Source organism: Cellulophaga sp. RHA19 (assembly GCF_002813425.1).
Lineage (GTDB): Bacteria > Bacteroidota > Bacteroidia > Flavobacteriales > Flavobacteriaceae > Cellulophaga.
Window position 1 is genome coordinate 3,384,221 of record NZ_PHUL01000001.1, and the last position, 23,624, is coordinate 3,407,844.

General features: G+C 30.8%; 21 protein-coding genes. 16 read left to right on the top strand and 5 right to left on the bottom strand.

Annotated elements, in window-relative coordinates; translation table 11 throughout:
• Positions 1-251 precede the first annotated feature (251 nt).
• Entirely contained in the window at positions 252-1,607 is a 1,356-nt protein-coding gene (locus AX016_RS14875; protein ID WP_100896367.1) for an MFS transporter, read from the top strand.
• Positions 1,608-1,685: 78 nt separating this feature from the next.
• On the opposite strand, the gene AX016_RS14880 is transcribed toward AX016_RS14875, so the two are convergent.
• On the bottom strand, positions 1,686-2,462 hold the full coding sequence (locus AX016_RS14880; protein ID WP_100896368.1) for a patatin-like phospholipase family protein: 777 nt from the start codon (positions 2,460-2,462) through the stop codon (positions 1,686-1,688).
• Positions 2,463-2,473: 11 nt separating this feature from the next.
• Positions 2,474-3,064, bottom strand: coding sequence for a DUF6134 family protein (locus AX016_RS14885; RefSeq protein ID WP_100896369.1), 591 nt, complete (start codon positions 3,062-3,064; stop codon positions 2,474-2,476).
• A gap of 448 nt (positions 3,065-3,512) precedes the next feature.
• Here AX016_RS14885 and AX016_RS14890 point away from each other — a divergent pair, with 448 nt between their 5' ends.
• The 5 genes from AX016_RS14890 to AX016_RS14910 all read left to right on the top strand — a co-directional run bounded on the left by AX016_RS14890 (position 3,513) and on the right by AX016_RS14910 (position 12,707).
• The gene (locus tag AX016_RS14890; RefSeq protein ID WP_232732638.1) at positions 3,513-5,147 is read left to right on the top strand and encodes a hypothetical protein; all 1,635 of its coding nucleotides are present in this window, start codon (positions 3,513-3,515) and stop codon (positions 5,145-5,147) included.
• Positions 5,148-5,389: 242 nt separating this feature from the next.
• Positions 5,390-8,473 carry a SusC/RagA family TonB-linked outer membrane protein gene (locus AX016_RS14895; RefSeq protein ID WP_100896370.1) on the top strand — a complete coding sequence of 1,028 codons (3,084 nt, stop codon included), beginning with the start codon at positions 5,390-5,392 and terminating at the stop codon, positions 8,471-8,473.
• A gap of 20 nt (positions 8,474-8,493) precedes the next feature.
• Positions 8,494-10,224 carry a RagB/SusD family nutrient uptake outer membrane protein gene (locus AX016_RS14900; RefSeq protein ID WP_100896371.1) on the top strand — a complete coding sequence of 577 codons (1,731 nt, stop codon included), beginning with the start codon at positions 8,494-8,496 and terminating at the stop codon, positions 10,222-10,224.
• A gap of 10 nt (positions 10,225-10,234) precedes the next feature.
• Entirely contained in the window at positions 10,235-11,800 is a 1,566-nt protein-coding gene (locus tag AX016_RS14905; RefSeq protein WP_100896880.1) for a PKD domain-containing protein, read from the top strand.
• Between the two features lie 91 nt (positions 11,801-11,891).
• Entirely contained in the window at positions 11,892-12,707 is an 816-nt protein-coding gene (locus AX016_RS14910) for a sugar phosphate isomerase/epimerase (protein ID WP_100896372.1), read from the top strand.
• A gap of 25 nt (positions 12,708-12,732) precedes the next feature.
• On the opposite strand, the gene AX016_RS14915 is transcribed toward AX016_RS14910, so the two are convergent.
• From AX016_RS14915 to AX016_RS14925, 3 genes are read right to left on the bottom strand one after another with little or no spacing between them, the layout of a single operon-like run.
• Positions 12,733-13,977 (bottom strand): NAD(P)/FAD-dependent oxidoreductase, encoded by a 1,245-nt coding sequence (locus tag AX016_RS14915; protein ID WP_100896373.1) that lies wholly within the window; start codon positions 13,975-13,977, stop codon positions 12,733-12,735.
• A gap of 5 nt (positions 13,978-13,982) precedes the next feature.
• The gene (locus AX016_RS14920; RefSeq protein WP_100896374.1) at positions 13,983-14,291 is read right to left on the bottom strand and encodes a 2Fe-2S iron-sulfur cluster-binding protein; all 309 of its coding nucleotides are present in this window, start codon (positions 14,289-14,291) and stop codon (positions 13,983-13,985) included.
• Position 14,292: 1 nt separating this feature from the next.
• Entirely contained in the window at positions 14,293-15,450 is a 1,158-nt protein-coding gene (locus tag AX016_RS14925) for a cytochrome P450 (protein ID WP_100896375.1), read from the bottom strand.
• 182 nt (positions 15,451-15,632) lie between these two features.
• Between AX016_RS14925 and AX016_RS14930 the strand changes: the two genes are divergently transcribed.
• The 10 genes from AX016_RS14930 (at position 15,633) to AX016_RS14975 (ending at position 23,601) form a co-directional block, all read left to right on the top strand.
• Positions 15,633-16,469, top strand: coding sequence for an AraC family transcriptional regulator (locus tag AX016_RS14930; RefSeq protein WP_100896376.1), 837 nt, complete (start codon positions 15,633-15,635; stop codon positions 16,467-16,469).
• A 150-nt stretch (positions 16,470-16,619) separates the two neighbouring features.
• Positions 16,620-17,525 (top strand): YihY/virulence factor BrkB family protein, encoded by a 906-nt coding sequence (locus tag AX016_RS14935; RefSeq protein WP_100896377.1) that lies wholly within the window; start codon positions 16,620-16,622, stop codon positions 17,523-17,525.
• Between the two features lie 104 nt (positions 17,526-17,629).
• Positions 17,630-18,649: an AI-2E family transporter gene (locus AX016_RS14940; protein ID WP_100896378.1), complete on the top strand. Its 1,020-nt coding sequence runs from the start codon at positions 17,630-17,632 to the stop codon at positions 18,647-18,649.
• A 192-nt stretch (positions 18,650-18,841) separates the two neighbouring features.
• Positions 18,842-19,498 (top strand): NADPH-dependent F420 reductase, encoded by a 657-nt coding sequence (locus AX016_RS14945; protein ID WP_442861208.1) that lies wholly within the window; start codon positions 18,842-18,844, stop codon positions 19,496-19,498.
• Positions 19,499-19,546: 48 nt separating this feature from the next.
• Positions 19,547-19,846 carry a ribosome hibernation-promoting factor, HPF/YfiA family gene (hpf, locus tag AX016_RS14950; RefSeq protein ID WP_100896380.1) on the top strand — a complete coding sequence of 100 codons (300 nt, stop codon included), beginning with the start codon at positions 19,547-19,549 and terminating at the stop codon, positions 19,844-19,846.
• Positions 19,847-19,918: 72 nt separating this feature from the next.
• Positions 19,919-20,233: a hypothetical protein gene (locus AX016_RS14955; RefSeq protein WP_100896381.1), complete on the top strand. Its 315-nt coding sequence runs from the start codon at positions 19,919-19,921 to the stop codon at positions 20,231-20,233.
• A gap of 40 nt (positions 20,234-20,273) precedes the next feature.
• Positions 20,274-21,662 carry an NAD-dependent succinate-semialdehyde dehydrogenase gene (locus tag AX016_RS14960; RefSeq protein WP_100896382.1) on the top strand — a complete coding sequence of 463 codons (1,389 nt, stop codon included), beginning with the start codon at positions 20,274-20,276 and terminating at the stop codon, positions 21,660-21,662.
• A 215-nt stretch (positions 21,663-21,877) separates the two neighbouring features.
• Positions 21,878-22,327: a ferritin-like domain-containing protein gene (locus AX016_RS14965; RefSeq protein ID WP_100896383.1), complete on the top strand. Its 450-nt coding sequence runs from the start codon at positions 21,878-21,880 to the stop codon at positions 22,325-22,327.
• A 260-nt stretch (positions 22,328-22,587) separates the two neighbouring features.
• Complete coding sequence (locus AX016_RS14970; RefSeq protein WP_100896384.1) at positions 22,588-23,142, top strand: helix-turn-helix domain-containing protein; 555 nt, start codon at positions 22,588-22,590, stop codon at positions 23,140-23,142.
• Between the two features lie 12 nt (positions 23,143-23,154).
• Positions 23,155-23,601: a response regulator gene (locus tag AX016_RS14975; RefSeq protein WP_100896385.1), complete on the top strand. Its 447-nt coding sequence runs from the start codon at positions 23,155-23,157 to the stop codon at positions 23,599-23,601.
• The last annotated feature ends 23 nt before the right edge of the window (positions 23,602-23,624 follow it).

Consider the following 23,624-nt stretch of genomic DNA (forward strand, 5'->3'; position numbering starts at 1 on the left):
ATTTGTATAACAAATGGTATTTATTGACTATTTACAGTAGTTACAAATGATTAAAAATTATCAAATTGATAAAAAACACCCCTATAAAAAATATATAATAAAATTATATCCTAGTCATTACTATTAAATTTGTATTTAGAAGTAAAACTTTATTACTTTTAAAAATTAACAACTGAATTACTATATAAAGTCTATTTTAGATTTTTTTTAAAACTTAACTAAAACTCAATTTTACCAAACAAAACTAACTTATGGAAAATACAATTACGGGAACAGGAACAAATGCCAAACGGTTATTTTATGGCAGTTGCTTTGCTTTAATCTCTACTGCTTTATCTTTTAGTATTAGAGCCGGAATTTTAAAACAATTAGGAGAAGAGCTTAGCTTTAATGCCGAGCAATTAGGTTTTATAAATTCTATGTGGTTTTTAGGTTTTCCTATTTCAATGGTTATTGGTGGTTTAATTTATCACAAAGTTGGCGGTAAGGTTATTATGCAATTTGCATTTTTTGCACATGCAATTGGTATTGTTATGACTATTTATGCTAACAGTTATGTTGGCTTACTTATATCTACTTTATTAATTGGCTTAGGTAATGGCTGTACAGAAGCTGCTTGTAACCCAATGATTGCAGATGCTTTTAAAGGAAGCAAAATGAGTACAATGCTAAACCGTTTTCATATGTGGTTTCCTGGTGGTATTGTAATAGGTAGTTTACTATCTAAATTTATGACAGACGCAGAAATGAGTTGGCAATCGCAAATCTGGATGATTATGATTCCTACTATAATTTATGCTGTTTTCTTCTGGGGACAAAGTTGGCCTAAAGCTAAAATTAAAGAGGCAGCCACTATTGGTAGTAACCTAAAAGCAATGCTTTCTCCGTTATTTATTTTTATGATTATTTGTATGGCATTAACTGCTATATCTGAATTTGGACCACAACAATGGTCTGGATTAATATTAGAAAAAAGTGGTGCTAACCCTATGCTTATTTTAGCGCTAGTTACAGGTTTAATGGCTGTAGCCCGTTTTTTTGGAGGATCAGTAGTAAAACAATTTGACCAAACAGGTGTGCTACTTGGTTCTGCTGTTTTAGCAACTATTGGTATATACTTGTTTAGTACACAAACGGGAGAAATGGCTTATGTAGCAGCAATTTTCTTTGCTCTAGGTGTTGCCTATTTTTGGCCAAATATGATTGGTTTTGTTGCTGACAAAATACCTAAAAGTGGTGCTCTAGGTATGTCTATTATTGGAGCTGTAGGAATGTTTGCTAACTCTATTTTTTCTCCAATTATTGGTGGTTGGATTGATTCTGATGTTGATAAAATAGCCAATTCTTCACTTAATGTTTCTGGAAAAATATTTAATGAGGCTAAAAATATTTTTGAAAGTAAAGAAAATCTAAATGAAGCTGCTTCATTAATTAATGTTAGCAAGAGTAATTTAGAGTCTTCAATAAATAACGTAATTTTAGAGTCAGGCCAAGAAACTTTAGGTACTATGGTACTTTTTCCGGCAATATTAATTGTATTATTTACCATATTATATTTTTGGATGAAAAGCACAAAAGAATCAAGCAAAGAAACCGCTAGTGCATAATGTTGTTTTAGCTTAAAATATTAAAAAAGCTTCTCTATTACAGAGAAGCTTTTTTAATTATAGACTTTACATAGTAATTTAAACACTTTTAAAATTAGATAAGTTTGCATCAGTTTCAAGAAGCTTTTTTGTTGCAGAATAACCAAGTTCAAATATAGTATCAATACTTCCCATATCAAACGTACCAAAATCAGATAATCCTTCAGGTAAAACTATCATATCACATAAATTAAATTTAAGCATAGATTCTGATGCAGACTTTAATTTGTAAGCACGTTCTACAACTGTATAAGAATGTTTTAAGTCTTCTATTTTTATTTTCTTTAATGGATTTACATATACTCCTATAATTTTATCACAGTCCTTTTGTAGTGGTTCTATAGGAAAATTGTTTAAAACACCACCATCTACATAATAAGAACCATCTATTTTTATAGGGGTAAACATACCCGGAAAAGAAGCCGAAGCAAGTACAGGTCTAATAACAGGCCCTTTATCAAAAACCTTTAATGTACCCTCTATTATATTGGTACCTGTAACATACAACGGTTTTTTTAACGCACTAAAATCATCTTCAGGAAAAAAGCCTTTAAAATTTTCATAATATTTTTCAGTGTCTAAAAAACCAGGCTTACTACGGGCGTAATTATGTCTATTAAATAAAGGTATTGTTTTAAAAAAGTGTAAAATATGCTCCCAACTAGCTCCACTAGCATATAAAGAACCTACAATTGCACCTGCACTTGTACCTGAAATATGAGTCGGAAAAATATTGTTTTCCTCTAAGGCTTTAATTGCTCCAATGTGAGCTACACCTCTAATTCCTCCTCCAGAAAGCACAAGACCTATATTCATTATAAACTATTTTATTTTTTTAATTGAATTACAAAGTTAATTAAACCACCATCTATAGTTGCTTCATATAAAACTCCATTTTTATATACATACACATTTTCATTTCCTTTACTATTAATTTTCTTGTATTTATGATTTCCTAAAGAAACTAGTGTATTAAAAGACCCGTCTTGCTCAGAGTAACACTCTTTAACATTTATGGGCTCTTTAAAATACAGCAATACAGTGCTATAGACAATTGAATCTTGTAATTTAAGTACCTTTTTATTTTTATTTACTAAATATTCTCCATTCCTAAACAATGTACTTGTTTCTGCTAAAGACTTACCATTAAGTAAAATACTAACGTTAGACTTAAAAAGTTTATCACTATTAAAAGTTACATTATAATCGTATTTTAAATCTACAGTTGTTATAATTTTAGTTTGTATTTGTGTAAAACTATGGTAACTAATTATATCCCCATTAATAACTTTGGTTGCTACTAAACTACCAACAACTTTATTTTTGTGAAGAATATTAAAATTTAAAACAGTTGTGTCTGCTTTAGTATTACTTAATAAACCACAAAAAAATAATAAAAGCGCTATGTTTTTTATCATATAATTTAAAATAGTATTTATTTAGTTTAGCATCATTTAATACCAAGCTATTTAATTTTAATTAATTTAAAAATGATATAAATCAGTATAAATTTTAACTACACATTACTTAAAATTTAGTAAATATATTAACACTCTTCTTCTTTATATTACCACATTTTAATTCTAAAAAGTCAATTTTTAGAATATTTACACCAAAATAAGTCATTTTAAACTAGACTAAAACTAGACAAATGCGCATTGTAAGTAAAATACGACTAGACCTAGTTGTATTTTTAACTACTTTTATTTTTTGTAATTTTTACAATAACCAGACCAACACAATTAAATTATTAACAAACTAAAAACTATAAACAACAAGCTATAAAATTTTCAACTACACATTATTAAGTACTTATAAGTAATAAACCATTAAAAATAGTTGCAAAAAATAGCAAATTCATATTTTATGATATCCTCCATACTTAAATTAAAGCTTAACTTAAGACTTACAATTTTAATATTAGTTGTCTTAAACACAACAAACATTTACTGCCAAGACAATAGACAAACAGAAAATTATTTAAATTTGGCACGTGAGTGGGCTCACAAAAATCCTGACAGTTCTGCTTATTATTTTAAACAAAAAATAGACTTAGATCTTGAGAAAAAAGACACCATTTCTGCAATAAAGGCATTAAAAGAAATATCTATTTTATATTCTCATAATTTAAATTACAGCAAGTCTTATGATGGATACTGGAAAGCACTCTTACTTGCAGACAAAATAAAAGACCCTAAGTTAACAGCAGATGTTTACCAAGAAATTGGGTGGCTTTATAGTTTTTATAAGCGTGATGAAAAAGCTCTAGAATACTTTAATAAAAGTATTAAACTTAGAAAGATAAAATTTAAAAAAAATGAATCTAACGCCCATTTTATTGCGAGTGATTATTTTTCTATAGTTAATTTATACAGAGGTAATAAAAATTACAAAAAAGCAGCACAATACCTAGATTCTTGTATTTACTACCAAGCTAAATTAGAACCAAAATTAACTAGTTATTATATTAAAGCGGAAAAAGGATATTTAGAAGCTGTTAAAGGCAACTATAATACTGCAATAGAAAAACTAGACAGCTGTAAAAACCACTTCACCTACAAAGACAAAACATACCTGGCAGTTATATACGCACTAAATGCAGATGTATATAGAATGATGCATAAGTATGACGAAAGTATTTTAGAGTATAAAAAATCTATAAGCTTATCTGAAAATAATAAAAGTCATTTAAATTATAAGCTAAAAGCATATGAAGGGTTAAAAGAAATTTACCTTGACTTAAAAAATTACAAAGAAGCTTACTACTATTTAAATAAGGAAAAAGTTCTAAATAATAAAATATTCGGAATTACTAGTGAAAACAGTAAACATCTACTAGAGATTAAAGATAATTATAGATTAGAAAAAGAAAAACAAGAAGACGCTTTACAAGAACAACTAATAGCTAATTATGAACAGGAGGACAAAATTTGGCTTTTAAAGTCAATAATTCTCATCATTCTTATTATATCCCTTCTTTTTTACGGTATTGTTTTAATAAAACAAATAAAAAACAAGCACAGAACTGAAAAGCAAATAATTACCGAGAAGCAAAAATTAAAAACTCAGAAAACAAATGAGGTTTTAGAATTAAAAAACAAAGAGCTTACCCAGGCAGCATTAAGATTAATAGAGAAAGATGAATTTATTGCTGGCTTACAAAAGAAGATAGAAGTAGCAGGAGAAACTGTAAATAAAAAAGTTATTTTAAGAGCCCTAAAAACTTTTCAAGGGACTCCTAGTAAAAATTGGTCTGAGTTTGAAGCTCGTTTTACTACAATAAACCAAAGCTTTTACGAAAATCTTAGAGTAAAATTCCCACAGTTAAGCCAGACAGATCAAAAAATATGCGCTTTAGTCCGCTTAAATTTCCCTAGTAAGGATATGTCTAAATTACTGGGTATTTCTGTAGAAAGCGTACACACATCTAGATATAGGCTTAGAAAAAAACTTGGTTTAAAAAGAGAAGATAACCTAGAAGATTTTATCAGTAGATTTTAAAACTACGTCGTTATACATTAACACCATTGGTTCAGAAAAAAAAGGATTAGCATTTAAATCACAGAAATGTAAACCACTGATAACAAGTAGCTAATAAAAATAAACAAATGCAAATTGTTCATTACAAGTCTAGTTAAAATTGCATTTTGTAGTGTTTTGTTTAGTTCTAGTCTAGTTAAAATAACACATACATGGGTTAATATAAACAACATTTGTAGCTAATTAACTTAAACAAACTTTTTATGAAAATTAAACTTAATTTAACAAGAAGGTTAAAGCCCAAATTACTCGTTTGGGTGCTATTCTTCAGTTTTACCTTTGGGTATGCACAAACTAGTGAGGTAAAAGGTACCGTTATTGCTGAAGGCTTTCCTATTGGAGGCGTAAATGTAATAATTAAAGGTACAATTAATGGTACTTATACAGATTTTGATGGTAACTATACAATTAAAGCCGAAAAAGGTAACACTCTTGTTTACAGCTATGTTGGTTACAAGTCTAAAGAAATTTTATTAACCGGCCAGGAAAATATTAATGTAACTTTAGAGCCAGATGCTGCTGCTTTACAAGAAGTTATAGTTATTGGTTACGGTACTCAAAAGAAAAAAGAAGTTACTGGTGCTGTAGTAAATATTAGTAATGATGTAATAGACAAAACAGCTACATCAGATCTTGGTACAGCTCTACAAGGCCAGGTTGCTGGTGTAAATATACAAGCTAGTAGTGGTAGACCTGGAGAAGCTGCAAATGTACAAATTAGAGGGCTAGGCTCTGTTAGTCCAAATGCTCTAGGCCCATTATACGTTGTAGATGGTATTCCTTACGAAGATAATCCAAACATATCTCCAGAACTTATATCTTCTGTAGATATTTTAAAAGATGGTGCAGCAGCATCAATATATGGTACAAGAGCATCTAACGGTGTTATACTTATAACTACAAAAAAAGGAAAGTCTGGTAGTATAAAAGTAGACTTTAACACTTATACAAGCATACAAGATATTACATCTGGTACAGCTTTAATGAATACACAACAGCAGATATATGCAGAAGATGTAATGCTTAAAGCACTAGGGAGAGATCCTTTAATTTTCTTTTTTAATCCAGATGCATTAGATTATGACTCAGATTTTGTGGGTGATGTTCAAAATGATGGCGCTATAATAAGAAACTACAGTTTAGGTGTTTCTGGTGGTAGTGAAAACTTAACACTAAGCTTCAATACAAATTACTTTAACCAAGATGGTATTTTAGTTAATTCTGGTTTTGACAGGCTAGCAACTCGTTTTACAGGTGAGTTTAGAAAAAATAAATTTAAAGCATTTGCTACAATTGGCTATACAAATGAAAATAGAGAGCAAGAGCCTTGGGGTTTGTATGAGTATTCTATAGCTCAAAAACCTTGGCAACCACCTTTAACTGGTTTAAACAGCGTTGGTGGTAACGGCGTAGAAATTCCGGTACGTAATGCTATATTATACAGTTACCTTTCTCAGCAACTAAATAATGAAGACGACCGTAAAACAACAAGCGTAAATATTGCTGCTAATTTACAATATGAGTTCTTTGATGGTTTTACGTATAAAGTAAACCTGGGTAGAAATACATATGACTATAGTCGTTCTTTCTTTCAACCACAATATTTAGTATATGACAAAGATGGTTTAAACCCTACTGCATCTAGAGAAAATGCAAAATTAGAAGAGAACTTTGTTTCTACAGAAAGAAACGTTATTGAAAATATGTTTACCTATAAAAAATCTTTAGGGAAACATAATTTAAACTTTTTAGCTGTTTTATCTTATGAAGAGTTTAATTCTAAATCACTAGGTTTAGGGGTTAACTTTAGTGAGGAGTCTGGTAACAGTTCAAAAACACTAGGTTCTGGTAGTGACCCTATTGCTCCTACTTCTTTTATTGATGAAAGAAAGCTAGCTGGTAAACTTGGGAGAATACAATATAATTTTGATGAGAAATACTTATTTTCTGCTAGTTACAGAAGAGATGGTTCTTCTCGCTTCTCAGAAAAAAATAGATATGGTGACTTTTATGGATTTTCTGCCGGTTGGAATATTCATGAAGAAAACTTTTTTAAAAATATATCTTTTGTAAACCAGTTTAAACTTAGAGTTAGTTATGCAGAGTTAGGAAATCAAAACATACCTTCATACTCATACATACCATCTATAGAAAGTGGTGTTAATTATCCTTTTGGTGGTAATGAAACATTAAGCTTTGGATTAACACAAAGAAGATTTGTGGATCCAAATATTAAATGGGAAACTACAATATCTAAAAACATTGGTATAGATCTTACTTTATTAGAAAACAAACTAAACATTACAGCAGATGTTTACCAAAACGATAAAAAAGATATGCTACTAGAGGAGCGTTTACCTTCCTCTGCAGGTACTTATCACCCTAACACTAATGTTTATGACACTAAAGTTATTAACGCTGGTAATATGGTTAATAAGGGTATAGAGTTGGCCGCAAGCTTTAAAAACAGGTCTAAAAAAGGAGATTTTGGTTATACAATTAGTGCAACTTTTACTAAGAATGATAATGAGGTTACTAACCTTAATGGCACAACAAGAGGTTATGGTAACGGAAGACCTTCTACAGTTTTAGGTGGTAATATAGATTTTACTACTTTTTTAGCAGAAGGTTATGAGGCTGGCGCCTTTTTCTTAGTACAGCATGATGGTGTTATTAAAACACAAGAACAGTTAGATGCTTACAAAGTAATTAATAAAAGTGCACAGTTAGGAGATATGATGTACAAGGATATAGATGGCAATAATGTTATTAATGACAATGACCGTGTGTACTCTGGATCTGGACAAGCAGATTTTGAAGCTGGCTTAAGCTTAAATTTAGATTATAAAAACTTTGACTTCTACATTCAATCTTATTTCTCTAAAGGAGCAGAAATTTATAACGGAGCTAAATACTATGCTTACACTCAGGGTAGGCACTTAGAGCAATTTTATATGTGGAGCCCACAAAATCCTAATTCTGATGTTCCTACAAATAGGCAAAACTCTATTCATAATAATGTAAGGTCTAGATCTGATTATTTTTTAGAAGATGGTACTTACTTTAGAATTAGAAACATTAGCCTTGGTTATACACTTAAAGACATACCAGAACTAGGACTAAATTCTGCAAGAATATACCTTTCTGCAACTAACCCATTTACGTTTACAGAATACACAGGTTATGATCCTGAGGTTGGTGGTGATGGTATATTTACTAGAGGAATTGATAAAGGTAACTACCCAGTTGCAAGACAATTTTTACTTGGAGTGCAATTGCACTTTTAATAACTGATTAATTTACAATTATGAAAATATCAAAAATACATTTAACTATAGCAACACTTGTTACTATACTTATACTCACAAGCTGTAATGAAGACAGGTTTTTTGACCAAGAAAATCCTAACTCTATTACATCTGAAACTTTTTGGAAAACAGAACAACAATTTAATAGTGGACTAACAACTGTATACGGTGCTCTACAGTTTCAAAGTATTAGTGGCGGAGAATTACAATTTGAAATGGCTCTAGGAGACATTGCAGGATCTGAATCTTGGTACAGGCCAACTGCCTTTAGAAACTTAACATATACAGATGCTACGTACTACGTTACCGATAAATGGAACGAACTATACATTGGTATATTTAGAGCAAACCAAATTATAGAGTTTATTGAAAAAGCAGACGAATCTAACTTTACTGGAGATAGTAAAGCACAGATTGAAGCACAGGCAAAATTTTTAAGAGCTTTCTTTTATTTTCAAGTAGCTAACACTTACGGTGGTGCTATAATACACACGGGGATACCTAAAACAGAAGAAGAATTAAACAAACCTATGTCTACCATTGCCGATGTAAATTCATCTATAATTATTCCAGACTTATTGTTTGCTCAAAATAATTTACCAAGAACTTGGGGTGCAGATGATACTGGTAGAGTTACTTGGGGAGCTGCAACATCTTTATTAGGTAAAGTATACTTATATGCTAAAGATTGGCCAAATGCAGTTACACAATTTAAAAATGTAGTAGAGTCTGATTTGTACCAACTAACACCTAATGTTATGGACAACTATACAGATGAGAATGAATTTAATAGCGAGTCTATTTTTGAAGTTGCTTACTCTGCAGAACTAAGCCCTGGAGTACCTGGTGGTAATGTAGACGATACACCTAGCAACTCGGGCGCAGAGGCCTCTACTATGGCAACTGCTTTAGGGCAATTAAGCTTTGGCGCATACAACACTCTATTACCAACATATTATTTACACGAGCTTTTTACAAATGATGAAGTAGACCTTACAAACCCTATTAACGATGGCAATACTTGGTCTAAAAGAATGAATTCTAGTATTGTACCAATTAATGGTGAAGGCTTGTATTATGGCTTAGAGATTGGTGAAAAAGGAGGCTGGGCATTTGGACAAAGTGCTTATATTAAAAAATTTACAAATTGGTATAGCTTAAAAGCAGAGGATAGTAGAAATAGATCTGGTATTAACTTTAGACACATTAGACTTGCAGATGTATACTTAATGTATGCAGAAGCAGTAATTAATAATAGTAGCGATTTTGCAACGGCTATTACATATATAGATCTTGTAAGAAGCAGAGCTGGTGTAAAAACACTACAACAATATATGGATGAAAACGGAGGTATGTTTCCGCAATTACACATAAGCAAGCAAGTACATGGCACACAGCCATTAGTTACTGCTTCTCCTAGCAGTGTAATGACTCATATACAAAGAGTAGAGAGACCATTAGAGCTATGTTATGAAGGTCACCGTTGGAAAGATTTAGTAAGGTGGGGTATTGTTAAAGACGTATTTACAGAGCTAAGAGCAGACGAGGTTTGGAGAACAGAAAACAAAACAGCATTAGCTATAGATGATAACGGTATTGCTCCTTTATTTATTAAAGAACGTATAAGACCAGATTTCTTTTTGGCTGTAGATAATTATGATTCTACTACCCATGACTACTTTCCTGTACCTGCGCAAGAATTACAAACAAATGATAATTTTAACAACTAAAAAACACAATATGAAACATATATTAAGACCAAAATTATTGTGGTTGGCTTTTATGTCTTTTATCTTTATTGCTTCTTGTAATGAGGATGATACTGAAGGGTTAACAGAACCTAGTCACAGGGTTATATTTACCTCTGAGATGGATTTTGAAAATAAAGTAGAAATTAATGGTAGTATTACTTTTGGTGATGCTTCTCCTGGTGTAGTATCTAGAGAATGGAATTTTCCAGAAGGTACAGCAAACGTAAGTAATTCTGCAGAACAAAACGTAAAAGCTACATTTAAAAAAGCGGGTGTACATAATGTTACTTTAAATCAAGTTTTTAAGAATGATGCTTATGTTGGTACGCAGCTTAAAGGAAAAGAATTAGACACAACAATAGTTGTTACTGTTTTAAATCCTGTAAAAACAGAAATTAAAGCTAATTACATAAATCCAGACGGTACTTTAGGTGCTGCGTTAGATATTAGTGATAATGCAGAAAATGAAGTTGTTGCCAGTAGATCTGTACAATTTTCATATGTTGTAGATGGTGAACCTGAAGTTTTTAAATGGAACATAGACGGTGGTGACCCTGCAACTTTTGATGGTACTGACACAGAAGTTAATGTAAAATACAAAAGACAAGGCACATACAATTTAAGCTTTGCTGCTACAAGACAAAGACCTTTTGGTGGCGATACAATTTCTTTTAAAAATTTAATAAAAGTAATACCTTCTACAGACCCTGTAGACTTAGAAAAGGTTGTTGATAAAAACGGAGCTATTGCACTTGTTTTTAGTAGAGAAATGGATGAAACATCTTTAAATGCTGCTGACTTTAATGTTACAATAACAAATAATGAAACCAATATACCTGCAACTGTTGGTACAGTAAATATAGACAGTGATGAGGGTAACATTGTATTAATTAATTTAGATGGTACTACTATTTATAATAATGATATTATAAACGTAAGTTATACCAAAGGAGCATTAAAAACTTTAGATGGTGTAGAGTCTGAAAGCTTTGTAGATAGTCAGCTTATTTTTAATAAAGTAAATATTTTGAAAGAATCATCAGACTATGATTATAGTTTTGAAAACTCTACCGCTGCTAATTGGCCATATACAAATTGGGGAGCTCCATGGGATGCATATAGCTTAGAAATTTCTACTGACCAAGCACAAGATGGTACTAAGAGTGCTTATATAGAAATGGATGCCAATGGAGGTATGATAATTGGACACAAAACAACATCTGGAGACAATATAACTTTTTCTGTAGAAGCTGGTAAAACTTATGAAATTGGTGTTTGGGTGTACGTAACTAGTTTAGGTAATAATAATGCCGCTGGTTTTGATCCAGATCTACGTTTCTTTTGGTTCCCAGACACAGATTGGGCCGTAAGTGGAAATCCAAATTTTGGTAGTGACTTTACTGTAGGTGAATGGGTATACAGTTCTACTTTTGTAGAATTTAGCACCACTGGTGATAAATCATTTCAAATAAGAGGTTATAACCAAGATAATCCTGAAATAATAAGTTTTTATATGGATAATTTAAGCGTTTCTGAGGCTTCACTTAGACCATAATATTTAACTGTTAATATTTTAAAACTTGCTCTTGTTTATTACCGTAAACAGGAGCAAGTTTTGTATTTTTATTGCTCATACTTTTTATAAAATGAAACTAAAATATGTATGCCCTTTTTGGGGTCAAGACGGCAAAAGTGCTAACGTTTTTATAGATAATGTTATTAATGCTGGTTACAACGCTGTAGAAGTAAATATACCTGCTAATATTAATTTTGAGACACAATTAAAGTCTATTTTAAGCTCTACAGATTTAGATCTTATTGGCCAGCAATGGTTACAACCTTTAAATGAGTCTGTAACTGAATATAGTAAACGTTTAGAAGAGCGTTTATATAAGTTAGCAGAGTTTAACCCAATTTTTATTAACTCGCATACAGGTAGAGATTTTTTTACTTTTGATGAAAACTGTGCTATTTTAGAAACTGTTTTTAAATTTGAAAAAGAAACTGGTATAAACGTATACCATGAAACACATAGAGGTAGGTTTAATTATAGTGCAAAAACTACAGAGAACTTTATTAATAAGTTTCCTAATTTAAAACTTACCGCAGACTTTTCACATTGGACTGTAGTATCAGAAAGTTTATTAGAAGACCAAAAAACAGCTGTAGATAAAGCTATAAATAACTCGAGGTATTTACACGCTAGAATAGCAGATACACAAAAGTCACAAGTAAATTACCCTTTTACAGATGAAAATAAAATATACTTAGATACATTTACCAATTGGTGGAAACAAATTATTAGCAATGCTCAAAAGACCAAAAAGGACACATTTTATATTTGTCCAGAATTTGGTCCTTATCCCTATATGCCTTATCAACCTAATACAACAAAACACCTGGTAGACCAATGGGATTTAAATGTAAAAATGATGCAGTATTTAAAGCAACAAAAATTTTAGATAAATAACATATTACTTTGTGCTTTTAAAAAGCCAAAGCAAGGTCTTTAGATAAAGGAATACTAGCTTTTGCTAATTTTTCTTTATCTATTTTTTTACCCTCTTTAATAAATTTTGTTCCTAAAACATATGCCTTTGTATTGTTTATGGCATTTACAGCTAGTAGTTCATCGTTTCTAAAGTACCATACAGAAATTACATTTTCTTTATTTTGTTCTTCTCTAACAATACTATCTGTGTAGTTATTTGCTAAACCAACAATTTGGAGCTTTATATTATATTGATCTGACCAAAACCAAGGAATTGTATCATAAACGTATTCTTTACCTGCAATAGATGCTGCAACAACTTTTGACTGGTCTACTGCATTTTGTACAGACTCTAACCTTATATAAGTTTTATAATGTGGATTATAATGATAACTGCAATCACCTACTGCATAAATAGACGTATTACTTGTAACACCTGTATTAGAAACACAAATTCCGTTTTTTAAATCTAAGTTTGCCATTTTAGCCAAATCTGTATTGGGAACTACACCTACACCTAAAATAAGAATATCTGCCTTGTAACAAGACCCATCTGTAGAATAAACTTTAGTTACATCTGCTTCATTTTCAATTTTATTTACTTCTTTATTTTCAAAAATTTGCACTCCGTTGTGGGTATGTAAATCTCTAAAAAAATTAGAAATAACACTAGTAGCTACTCTTTTTAAAATTCTAGATTCGCGCTCTAAAACAACTACCTCTGCTCCTATTTTTTGCAATGATGCAGCAGTTTCTAATCCAATATATCCGCCACCAATAATAACCACTCTTTTATTTTTACTGGCATTATAAGCTTTTTTAATATTGGTAACATCTTCTGCTGTACGTAAACAGAAATAAGCTTTACAATTTTGCAAACCTGTAATTGACGGTACAATAGGTTTTGCTCCGGTGGCTAAAACTAACTTTGTGTAATTAATTTTAGTAGCATCATCTAATACCAACTGTTTGGTAGACTCATTTAAGTGAGTTACTTTTTTTCCTAAAAGTAACTCTATGTTTTCCTTTTTATAACTCTCTACTGGTTTTAAAAGGTTTTTAACAGATGCATTATCTGTTAAATAAGTTTTAGATAAAGGTGGTCTGTGGTATGGTAATTCTGGATCTACGTCTATTAAAATAATCCTACCCTGCCACTTTTCTTTACGTAAATTAAATGCTGTATTTACACCTGCGTGGCTAGCTCCTATAATTACACAAATATCTTTAGAAGTATACATCCTATTTATTTAGCTACAGTAAAAACAACATTATCTAGTGCATCTGTTACAGGAATTTGACAACAAAGTCTACTGTATTCATTTGCATCATCTGCCAGCTCTAACATATCTGTTTCAATTTCACTTGCTGTACCTACTTTGTCTAGATCTTCTGGAACAACAAATATATGACAAGTAGCACAAGAGCATACGCCACCGCAATCGCCATCTATACCAGCTACATTATTATTTACTGCTAACTCCATAACAGAGCCCTCTGTACCATCTACAGTTATTTTTTCATCACTACTTGTTATAAATGTAATTTTTGCCATTTTATTTTTTCTTAAATGTTGCTTTTAAAAAGTTGTACCCTACTTTTCTATTAAAATCTCCTAAATTCTCTATATTTTCTTCTGCTTCTAAAACAGTAATATCACTTACTTTTTCTGCTAATAGTTTTACTGTAATTCTCATAATTTGTCTTGCGTGTGTTGCTCCTAAACAATTATGGTGACTAAAACCAAAACCTACGTGCGGATTAATTTTTCTGTCTAAAACTACCTCATCAGCATTCTCAAAAACTTTTTCATCTCTATTAGCAGATGCCCAACATAGAGATATTCTACTATCTGCTTTTACAGCGTGTTGGCAAACTGTAGTATCTTCTGTAACAACACGTCCCATATGGGTTAAAGGAGAAAAATATCTTATAAATTCTTCAACAGCATTGTTAATTATATTAGGGTTAGAATTTATGTATTGCAATGCTTTTTTATTTGCAGAAAAGTAGCTAATCATATTAGTTAAAGCATTAATAACGGTATCTCTACCACCTGCAAAAGTTAATATTAATACACCTTTTACTTCCTCTTTTGTTAGCTTTTTACCATTTACCTCTGCAGCTAATAATATACTATACAAATCATCAGATGGGTTTTGTATTGCTTTGTCTATTTCTTCATCAATATAATTGTAAAGAATAGCTGCTTTATCACCGTCTAAAGCTTCTCCTTCACTTCTAAATACGTGAGTTCCCCAAGATATCCACTTTACAGACTTATCAAACGGAACATTTAATAAAAGAGTTAAAGCTCTAGATTGTATAACTAATGCCAAATCTGATACCACATCTACTTTATCCTTAGATAAAACATCATCTAAAACAGTACTAATTATAGTAGTTAATTTGTCTTTATAAACATCTTGCAAAGGTCTTTTAAACCAAGCCTCAAGTATAGACCTATATTCTTTATGCATTGGTGGGTCTACCTCAAAAGGTATTTGGCGGGTGGTACGTATATTTACCTCAGAGGGTACTACTATACGACCTGGAACAGCTTCTGATGAAAATGCCTTATAATTATGGGCTGCCTTACGTACATCTTTATGGTTTAGCAACATAATTACAGGGTCTCCCTGATCATCCATTTTACCTATTCCAGAAGTTTTCCTCTCTGCTTTAAAAGCATCTGCAAATTCACACTTTCCCATAAGTATAGTTTAATAGTTTAGATTAAAACAAATATCTATGTTTAAGCAGTAGTATTAATTCTCTATTTCATCAAAAAAATAAACTATTTAATCACTTTAAAATTTAAATTAGACACTAATTAATAAAATAAACTATATTTAATTAAAATTGATGATATGTATATCATCTATATTTACTTAAAATGAAACCAATATTAGAAACTATTCCTTTAGGTGTTGAAAAAAGTATTGTAGCTTTTAATTATATAAATGATAATTTTGAAACACCGTGGCATTTTCACCCACAACTAGAGCTTACTTATATTGAAGAGAGTTACGGCACAAAGTTTATTGGTGATTATGTTGGTGCTTATGAACCAGAAGAATTAGTTTTAATACAATCTAATGTGCCACATTGTTGGACAAATTATAAAAGTAGTGCTATAAAATCTAACTCTTTTGTTATACAATGGAACAAAGATATTTACGCTAACATACCAGAGTTAAAAGAGCTAAATATATTATTTAACACAGCTTCTAAAGGAGTTATTTTTAATAAAAAAGAAAGTAAAAAAGTTATTTCATTATTAAAAGAAACTATAAACCAAGATGGCAGCAATTTGTATGTTTCTCTTTTAAAATTATTATTAAAATTAACCCATATTCCCTACAAAACATTATCTAACAGTAGTTTTACAAAAAACATATCTAACGAGTATACTAGTAAAATTTCTAAGGTTCATTCATTTATAGCAGAAAACTATACCCGTAAAATTTACTTAAAAGAAGTAAGTAAAGAGGTAAATATGTCAGAACAATCTTTCTCTAGATTCTTTTTAAAAATTATGGGTCGTACATTTTTTATATTTTTAAATGAGTATCGTATAAATATTGCTACAAGAATGTTACTACACACAAATAAATCTGTCTCCGAAATTGGATACGCTTGTGGTTATGAATCTCTTCCCTTCTTCTTTAAAAAATTTAAAGAACTACACCACTCCTCTCCTGCTCAATACAGAAAAAATTATAGTAAATAATCCTATCAAAAACTTTAGAACGGAATTGCATTAACAATAAATTCATTTGGATTAATGCCTTTTAATAAAAACAAGCAACTTTGGTTTACTAATGTAGTTTGTAACCAGCACCTAACTTTATTAGATGTGCTTTATTAAAAGACAACACAAATGATACAAGAAAAAAAATCTTCTAATTTTAAGCTTAAAGAGTTGCCATCTCTATTAAAAGAAACATATACTTCTTGGATGGCAGATGACCCTTTTAGGCTTAGTGCAATTGTTGCCTATTATACGGTTTTAGCTTTACCTGCATTACTAGTTATTATTATAAATGTTGTTGGTTCTATATGGGGAATAGATATTGTACAAGGAAATTTAACAGAAGAGTTTTCCTCTGCTTTAGGTAGTGATGCTGCTAAAGCTATAGAAAACATTATTGGGGAAACTCAAGGCTCTGATAAAAACCTTATTTCTACTATTATTGGTATAGGAACCTTACTTTTTGGTGCTACAGGTGTGTTTTATCAATTAAAAATATCTTTAAATGAAATATGGAAAATTAAAACAAACCCTAATGCTAAAATCTGGAAAATAATTACAGACCGCGCCCTTAGCTTTGCTTTTATACTAGTTATTGGTTTTTTATTACTTGTTAGTTTTATTGTTACCACTGCAATTAGTGCCTTAAATAATTACATACGCGAAGTTTTACCAGATGTTTTATTATACCTAGCTTACATTTTAGATTTTACACTGTCTATTGGTATAATATCTATACTATTTGCTTTAATGTTTAAATACTTACCAGATGCAAAAATTAAATGGAAAACAGTATGGATTGGCGCTATTTTAACAGCTGTACTTTTTGTTGTTGGTAAGCTTTTATTAGGTATTTATTTTGGTCAGGCAGATCCTGGATCTACATATGGTGCAGCCGGAAGCATTATTCTTATACTTTTATGGGTTTCATACTCTTCGCTAATTTTATTTTTTGGAGCAGAGTTTACTTATGTTTTTGCCAAACGATACGGAGATGGTATAGAGCCAAAATCTATTAGTATAAAAAAAGAATAACTGCTTTATAAGAGTTAACCTTTTATCTGATACAATTAAGAGATCTCCGGGTATTTTCTAAAATTTGATGTACACAATAATCACCTAACTAAATACATTAAAATATGAAATACATTAGCCCACACATTATAAGACAAATATTTGTTTTAATGCTTATAGTACTTATGGGCGGACTCATATTTAAAGAGATTCTACCCTATTTAAGTGGTGTTTTAGGTGCTATTACCATTTACGTTATTCTAAAAAAGCCAATGCAAAAATTGGTAAACAAAGGCTGGCTCCCTAACATTGCTGCTATTTTTTTAATGATACTTTCCTTTTTATGTATAATGATTCCTATTGCCGGCTTAGGTCTAATGATGGGAACTAAAATAAAATACGCCGTAGATAACTCACAAAAAGTTATAGATGCTAGTAAAGAGCAATTACAAAAAGTAGAGTCTTTTTTTAATATAGATATGGGTACAGATATAGATACCAGTTCTATCACCTCTTGGTTATCAGAAAATCTTCAAAATTTTGCTGGTGGCACATTTAATATGGTTATCTCTATAACTATAATGTACTTTATTCTATTTTTTATGCTAACCAACAGAAAAAAGCTAAAAGAATCTCTGTTTGAGTATATACCAATTAAAGATAAAAATTTAAAAACAATAGGTAAGGAAACAAGTGCAAATGTAAAAGCTAACGCATTAGGTATTCCTTTAGTAGCTATAGGTCAAGGTGTGGTTGGCCTTATTGGTTTCTTAATTTTTGGTATAGAAGATCCTTTCTTTTGGGCAGCAATAGTAACCGTTGGCTCTATGATACCCTTTGTAGGTAGTGCCTTAGGAACTATACCCGTATTTATATTAGCACTTTCTAATGGTGATACTTTCCAAGCCTGGGGAATTTTAATTTATGGCTTAGTAGCCATTGGAGCAACAGATAACGTTTTTAGATTATTTATTTTAAAAAGGTTAGATGATGTACACCCTTTAATTACGCTTGTTGGTGTACTAGTGGGTGTTCCTTTGTTTGGTTTTATAGGATTAATTTTTGGTCCTTTATTGGTTAGTCTTTTTTTAATATTAGTACGCATTTACAAAAACCAGTACGGCGAATCTCAGGAAAGTCTTTAAACCAAAAAATCCTCAAAAACATTAAAAAACGTTCAAAAACTCGCAAAAAACATCTATTTCTTTCAAAAAAAACCATAAATGCTTCATTTTACGGATAGCATTAAAAAAGAACCTTTTTCAGTTAATCCAAACTTTTAATCTGTTGTAATATTGATGTAACAAGAAAAGTATAACATTCTGTTACATCAGAATATAAAACAATATAATATGAAAATAGGAATTATAGGAAGCGGAAATATTGGAGGTAATTTAGGTAAACATTGGGCAAAAGCAGGACATAATGTTATGTTTAGTTCTAGACACCCAGAAGAATTAGGTAGCTTAGTTAAAGAAGCTGGTCCTAATGCAAAAGCAATGAGTGTTACAGATACTTTTGAAGCTAAGGCAGATGTTTATGTATTAGCAATGCCATACAAAGCTATAGACCAAATATCTGAGCTTTATGCTGGCGAATACGCAAATAGCGTAATACTAGATGCTACAAACCCATATCCAGAAAGAGACGGAGAAATGGCACAAGACGTTAGAGATGCAAACTACAACGCGTCTGAGTATACTGCTATGAAGTTTAGTTCTGCCAAAACAGCAAAAGCTTTTAACACCATTAAAGCTTCAGATTTAAAGAACCGTGCTTTTGAAGACACAGATAAATTATCTGTACCATTTGCAGCACAAGATCAAGAAAGTAAATCTGTAGTAAAAGAATTAATAGAAGATATTGGTTTTGATGCAGTGTATGTTGGTAATTTAAGTGATACCAAAATTATGGATCCAGACCAAGAAATATATGGTTTAAGCACATCTAAATCTAATTTATTAGAAACCATAAACTCTCAAAGATCATTTTAAATAGTAATTACTGCCATTTAAAATAAAATACAAACTTAAAAGAAAAATATGCAAATTATATACGAATACCACGATGTTACAGCAAGCAGTAGATTAGAAGCTATAGCTAAAGAAAAACTAGATAATTTACACAAGAAATTCAATTTTGTACACCGTGCAGATGTATTTTTTAAAGTACAAAACAGGTCTGATGATCAAGAGCAAATTTGCGATATACGTTTAAGTATGCCAGGCCCTAGAATTTTTGCATCTACTAATGCAGATAATTTTGAAGCTGCAATAGCAGAGACTATTCGTGATTTAGAACACCAGCTTAATAAAACAAAAGATAAAATGGGTGTTAGGTAGTATAAATTTAGAATAGCAATTGCTTTTTTAAGCAAGAATGAAGAAAGAAACATCACATTAAAAAAAAATATAATGAACACAGATAAAAAAAATAAAGTTAATACAGATACAGAAACTTATAATTCTAACATTACTGAAGAGGACTTACAAGCCATTGGCAAAAAAGGTTTAAGAGTAGATACAGGTGACGATGAGTTATTATTAAATAGAAAAGAACCGATAGATTTTCAAGGAAAAGATTTGGATATACCTGGTAGAAATGAAAGTAAAATTTACACTAAGAACAATTTAATTGATGAGGAAAACAGTTTGTTTGGTCAAGGTGGTGAATTAAAAGAAAATTTGGAAGAGCCAGAAAGGGCCAACACAAATAAAGATAATTTATAGTAGTAAGACGGAGAAGAGGAATAAATTAAAAGAACACACAATGAGCACAGACAAAAATAAATTTAAAACAATAAATCCTGCTACTGAAGAAGTCATAGCAGAGTATACATATTTAAATGGTGATGAAGCTGCCAAAAAGGTAAAAGATTGCCACAATGCTTTTTTAGATTGGAAATTAAAATCTTTAGAAGAACGAGCAGAAGTATTAAAATCTATTGGTAAAGCTTTAGAAAAACATAAAGATGATTATGCTGCGCTAATGACCCAAGAAATGGGTAAACTACTTAGCCAAAGCTATCAAGAAATAGATTTGTGTATTGCAATTTGCAATTACACTGCTACAGAAGGAATAAAACAATTACAAGGTGAAGAAAGACCACTTTATGATGGTGGTAAAGGTACCATACACTACTCGCCAATTGGTGTAGTTTATGGTATACAACCTTGGAATTTTCCTTTGTACCAACCTATACGTTACTCTATTGCTAGCTTAATGGCTGGTAATGGTGTTTTACTAAAACACGCTAAAAATGTAACTGGTTGTGCTTTAAAGTTAAAAGAAATATATGAAGAGGCTGGCTTACCAAAAAATCTGTTTCAAGTACTTGTTATAGACCACGATGTGTCTGATGAAATAATTGCTAACAATTATGTTAAAGGTGTTACTTTAACTGGTAGTTCTGCTGCTGGTAAACACGTTGCTGTAAAATCTGCAGAGGCAATTAAAAAAACAGTTTTAGAACTGGGTAGTAATGATGCATACATTGTTTTAGATGATGCAGACGTTAACAAAGCGGCAAAAATCTGTGCAGAAGCTAGACTATATAATAACGGAGAAACGTGTATTGCTGCAAAAAGATTTATAGTAGCAGATAAAGTTTATGATGCATTTAAAACTGAATTTGTTAGCATTATGAAAAGTATGACATATGGTGACCCTACCAAAAATGAATTTGATTTAGGACCTATTGCACGTAAAGATTTAAGAGAGCAACTGCATGATAAAGTAGAAAAAAGTGTAGAAAAGGGTGCAGAGATTTTGTGCGGCGGAAAAATACCTGATACAAAAGGGTACTACTACCCTTCTACCGTAATTGCAAACATTACTCCAGACCAACCCGCGTATAGCGAAGAACTTTTTGGTCCGGTTGCATCTTTAATAAAAGCTAAAGATAATGATGACGCTATGCGTATTGCAAATGATAGCAAATTTGGCTTAGGTGGTGGTATTTTTAGTGAAGATATTGATAAAGCCATGGACCTAGCTAAAAATTATTTTGACACAGGTATGATACATATAAACTCTTACGGTTTAGCATACCCAAATATGCCTTTTGGTGGAGTTAAAAACTCTGGTTACGGAAGAGAACACGGAGGTTTTGGTGTACGCGAATTTATTAATGCAAAAGCCATTACACAAGGCAGCTAAAACATAAGAAATAATACTCTTTACTAACGCTAAATCTTAAGACTAAGATTTAGCGTTTTTTTGTAAAAAAACAGTAATTGTACTCTTAAATCATATGAGCAAAAAAGTAAACTATTTGCGTTAATCTACCCCTTACATTACTCGTAAATTTGAGTATGATATTAAACGGACTATATCACTAAAAATAAGTTCGGTAATTTAATCTTTATATAAAAATGACAACATACACTGAACAAGTAGGAACAAAATTAAACAACTTATTAGAAAAAACATACGATGCTGAAAAAGGGTATAAAAAAGCAGCAGAAAACACAGACCACAACGCTCTTAAAACATACTTTAATAAAAGAAGTCAAGAGCGTTATGATTTTGGACATCAGTTAAAATCTGAAATTGCTAGGTTTGGAGAAAAACCAGAAAAAGGTGGTAGTATTACTGGTACTATGCACAGAGCTTGGATGGATACCAAAGCATTTTTTGCAGACCAAGAAGCAGAAGCAATGTTAGAAGAGTCTATTAGAGGAGAAAAAGCAGCTGTAGAAGAGTATGAAAGTGTTTTAAATGATACCACTTTACCGTCTAGTACTGCTAGCGTGTTATTAACACAAATGAATACCATAAAATCTGAACTAAACACTATCAAATTTTTAGAAGATATTAGCTAGTACAGTTAAAAAAATATAGAATAAAAAAGAGATGCATATTGCATCTCTTTTTTTATACTTAAATTCTACAAATAAGTAAAAACTAAACACACATAACTACCTAAAAATTAACAAACTAAAAAATAAACTGGTTTTTTTGTCGCGTATAGACTATAAAACATATGTATATTGATAAAAAGCCTATATTTAGCAAAATAATTTTGACAGTATATAACGCATATTTTTAAAAATAATATAGCTTTAAATTAGCATCAGTTTTTATGAAAATGAATATCAAATTTGATTATAACTTTATCTGTAAAGCCGTTTTACAGGAGCAGTTACACGCATTAAATTTGGAATACAAATTACACAGTTTAAGTGAGGTTGAGTTTAAGAAAAAACCAACAGATGCAGAGTTAAAGAAAATAACAGAAGTATTAAATAAATACGGTATAGAGGTTATTGCTAACCCACAAGACGCACTAGTACAACGCATTAAAGAACTTATTACTACGCTAATAAATGATCCGGAAAAATCTAATAAGTACAATGTATCAGACTATTTAGCAGAAGAGTTAAACTATTCATATGCGCATTTGTCTTCTGTTTTTTCAGAAACAACATACTCATCTATAGAAAATTTTATAATTCTAAAAAAGATAGATTTAGCTAAAGAGTTAATTATACATAGAGATTATACTTTAACAGAAATTGCGCATCAATTAAATTATAGTAGTGTAGCACATTTATCTTCCCAGTTTAAAAAAACAACTGGTTTAACACCTTCTGCTTTTCAGCGGATAATTAAGAAACGAAAAAAAAATGAATCATAAAACCTTAAACATATGGCTATAGATATTATGAATATAGTTTTAGCCGACGATGACTCTGACGATCGATTATTGTTTGAGGAAGCTATTACGGAGATTGATGTAAAAACAAAATTATCGTTATTTAATGATGGTAAAGAACTTATGGACTACATAACTTTACCTGACGTTGTTTTACCAGAAATTGTATTTTTAGATTTAAATATGCCTATAAAAAACGGCATGCAATGTTTAAAAGAAATACGAGACAATGCTACGCTTAAAGATTTATGTGTTGCAATTTACTCTACATCTTCATCTGAGCAAGATATAGAGGAAACGTTTGTTAACGGAGCCAACATATATATTAATAAGCCAAATAGTTTTTCTGCGTTAAAAAAAATTATAGAAAAAATAGTGAAAATTAATTGGCAATACCATACCTCTGCTTTAAACAGAGATAACTTTTTACTTCGTTTATAACTACAATAAAATAGAGCATAAAA

Excerpts from the sequence above, each read along its gene's own strand:
- AX016_RS14875 (WP_100896367.1), top strand. The coding sequence starts at position 252 with ATGGAAAATACAATTACGGGAACAGGAACAAATGCCAAACGGTTATTT.
- AX016_RS14880 (WP_100896368.1), bottom strand. The coding sequence starts at position 2,462 with ATGAATATAGGTCTTGTGCTTTCTGGAGGAGGAATTAGAGGTGTAGCT.
- AX016_RS14885 (WP_100896369.1), bottom strand. The coding sequence starts at position 3,064 with ATGATAAAAAACATAGCGCTTTTATTATTTTTTTGTGGTTTATTAAGT.
- AX016_RS14890 (WP_232732638.1), top strand. The coding sequence starts at position 3,513 with ATGATATCCTCCATACTTAAATTAAAGCTTAACTTAAGACTTACAATT.
- AX016_RS14895 (WP_100896370.1), top strand. The coding sequence starts at position 5,390 with ATGAAAATTAAACTTAATTTAACAAGAAGGTTAAAGCCCAAATTACTC.
- AX016_RS14900 (WP_100896371.1), top strand. The coding sequence starts at position 8,494 with ATGAAAATATCAAAAATACATTTAACTATAGCAACACTTGTTACTATA.
- AX016_RS14905 (WP_100896880.1), top strand. The coding sequence starts at position 10,235 with ATGAAACATATATTAAGACCAAAATTATTGTGGTTGGCTTTTATGTCT.
- AX016_RS14910 (WP_100896372.1), top strand. The coding sequence starts at position 11,892 with ATGAAACTAAAATATGTATGCCCTTTTTGGGGTCAAGACGGCAAAAGT.
- AX016_RS14915 (WP_100896373.1), bottom strand. The coding sequence starts at position 13,977 with ATGTATACTTCTAAAGATATTTGTGTAATTATAGGAGCTAGCCACGCA.
- AX016_RS14920 (WP_100896374.1), bottom strand. The coding sequence starts at position 14,291 with ATGGCAAAAATTACATTTATAACAAGTAGTGATGAAAAAATAACTGTA.
- AX016_RS14925 (WP_100896375.1), bottom strand. The coding sequence starts at position 15,450 with ATGGGAAAGTGTGAATTTGCAGATGCTTTTAAAGCAGAGAGGAAAACT.
- AX016_RS14930 (WP_100896376.1), top strand. The coding sequence starts at position 15,633 with ATGAAACCAATATTAGAAACTATTCCTTTAGGTGTTGAAAAAAGTATT.
- AX016_RS14935 (WP_100896377.1), top strand. The coding sequence starts at position 16,620 with ATGATACAAGAAAAAAAATCTTCTAATTTTAAGCTTAAAGAGTTGCCA.
- AX016_RS14940 (WP_100896378.1), top strand. The coding sequence starts at position 17,630 with ATGAAATACATTAGCCCACACATTATAAGACAAATATTTGTTTTAATG.
- hpf (WP_100896380.1), top strand. The coding sequence starts at position 19,547 with ATGCAAATTATATACGAATACCACGATGTTACAGCAAGCAGTAGATTA.
- AX016_RS14955 (WP_100896381.1), top strand. The coding sequence starts at position 19,919 with ATGAACACAGATAAAAAAAATAAAGTTAATACAGATACAGAAACTTAT.
- AX016_RS14960 (WP_100896382.1), top strand. The coding sequence starts at position 20,274 with ATGAGCACAGACAAAAATAAATTTAAAACAATAAATCCTGCTACTGAA.
- AX016_RS14965 (WP_100896383.1), top strand. The coding sequence starts at position 21,878 with ATGACAACATACACTGAACAAGTAGGAACAAAATTAAACAACTTATTA.
- AX016_RS14970 (WP_100896384.1), top strand. The coding sequence starts at position 22,588 with ATGAAAATGAATATCAAATTTGATTATAACTTTATCTGTAAAGCCGTT.
- AX016_RS14975 (WP_100896385.1), top strand. The coding sequence starts at position 23,155 with ATGGCTATAGATATTATGAATATAGTTTTAGCCGACGATGACTCTGAC.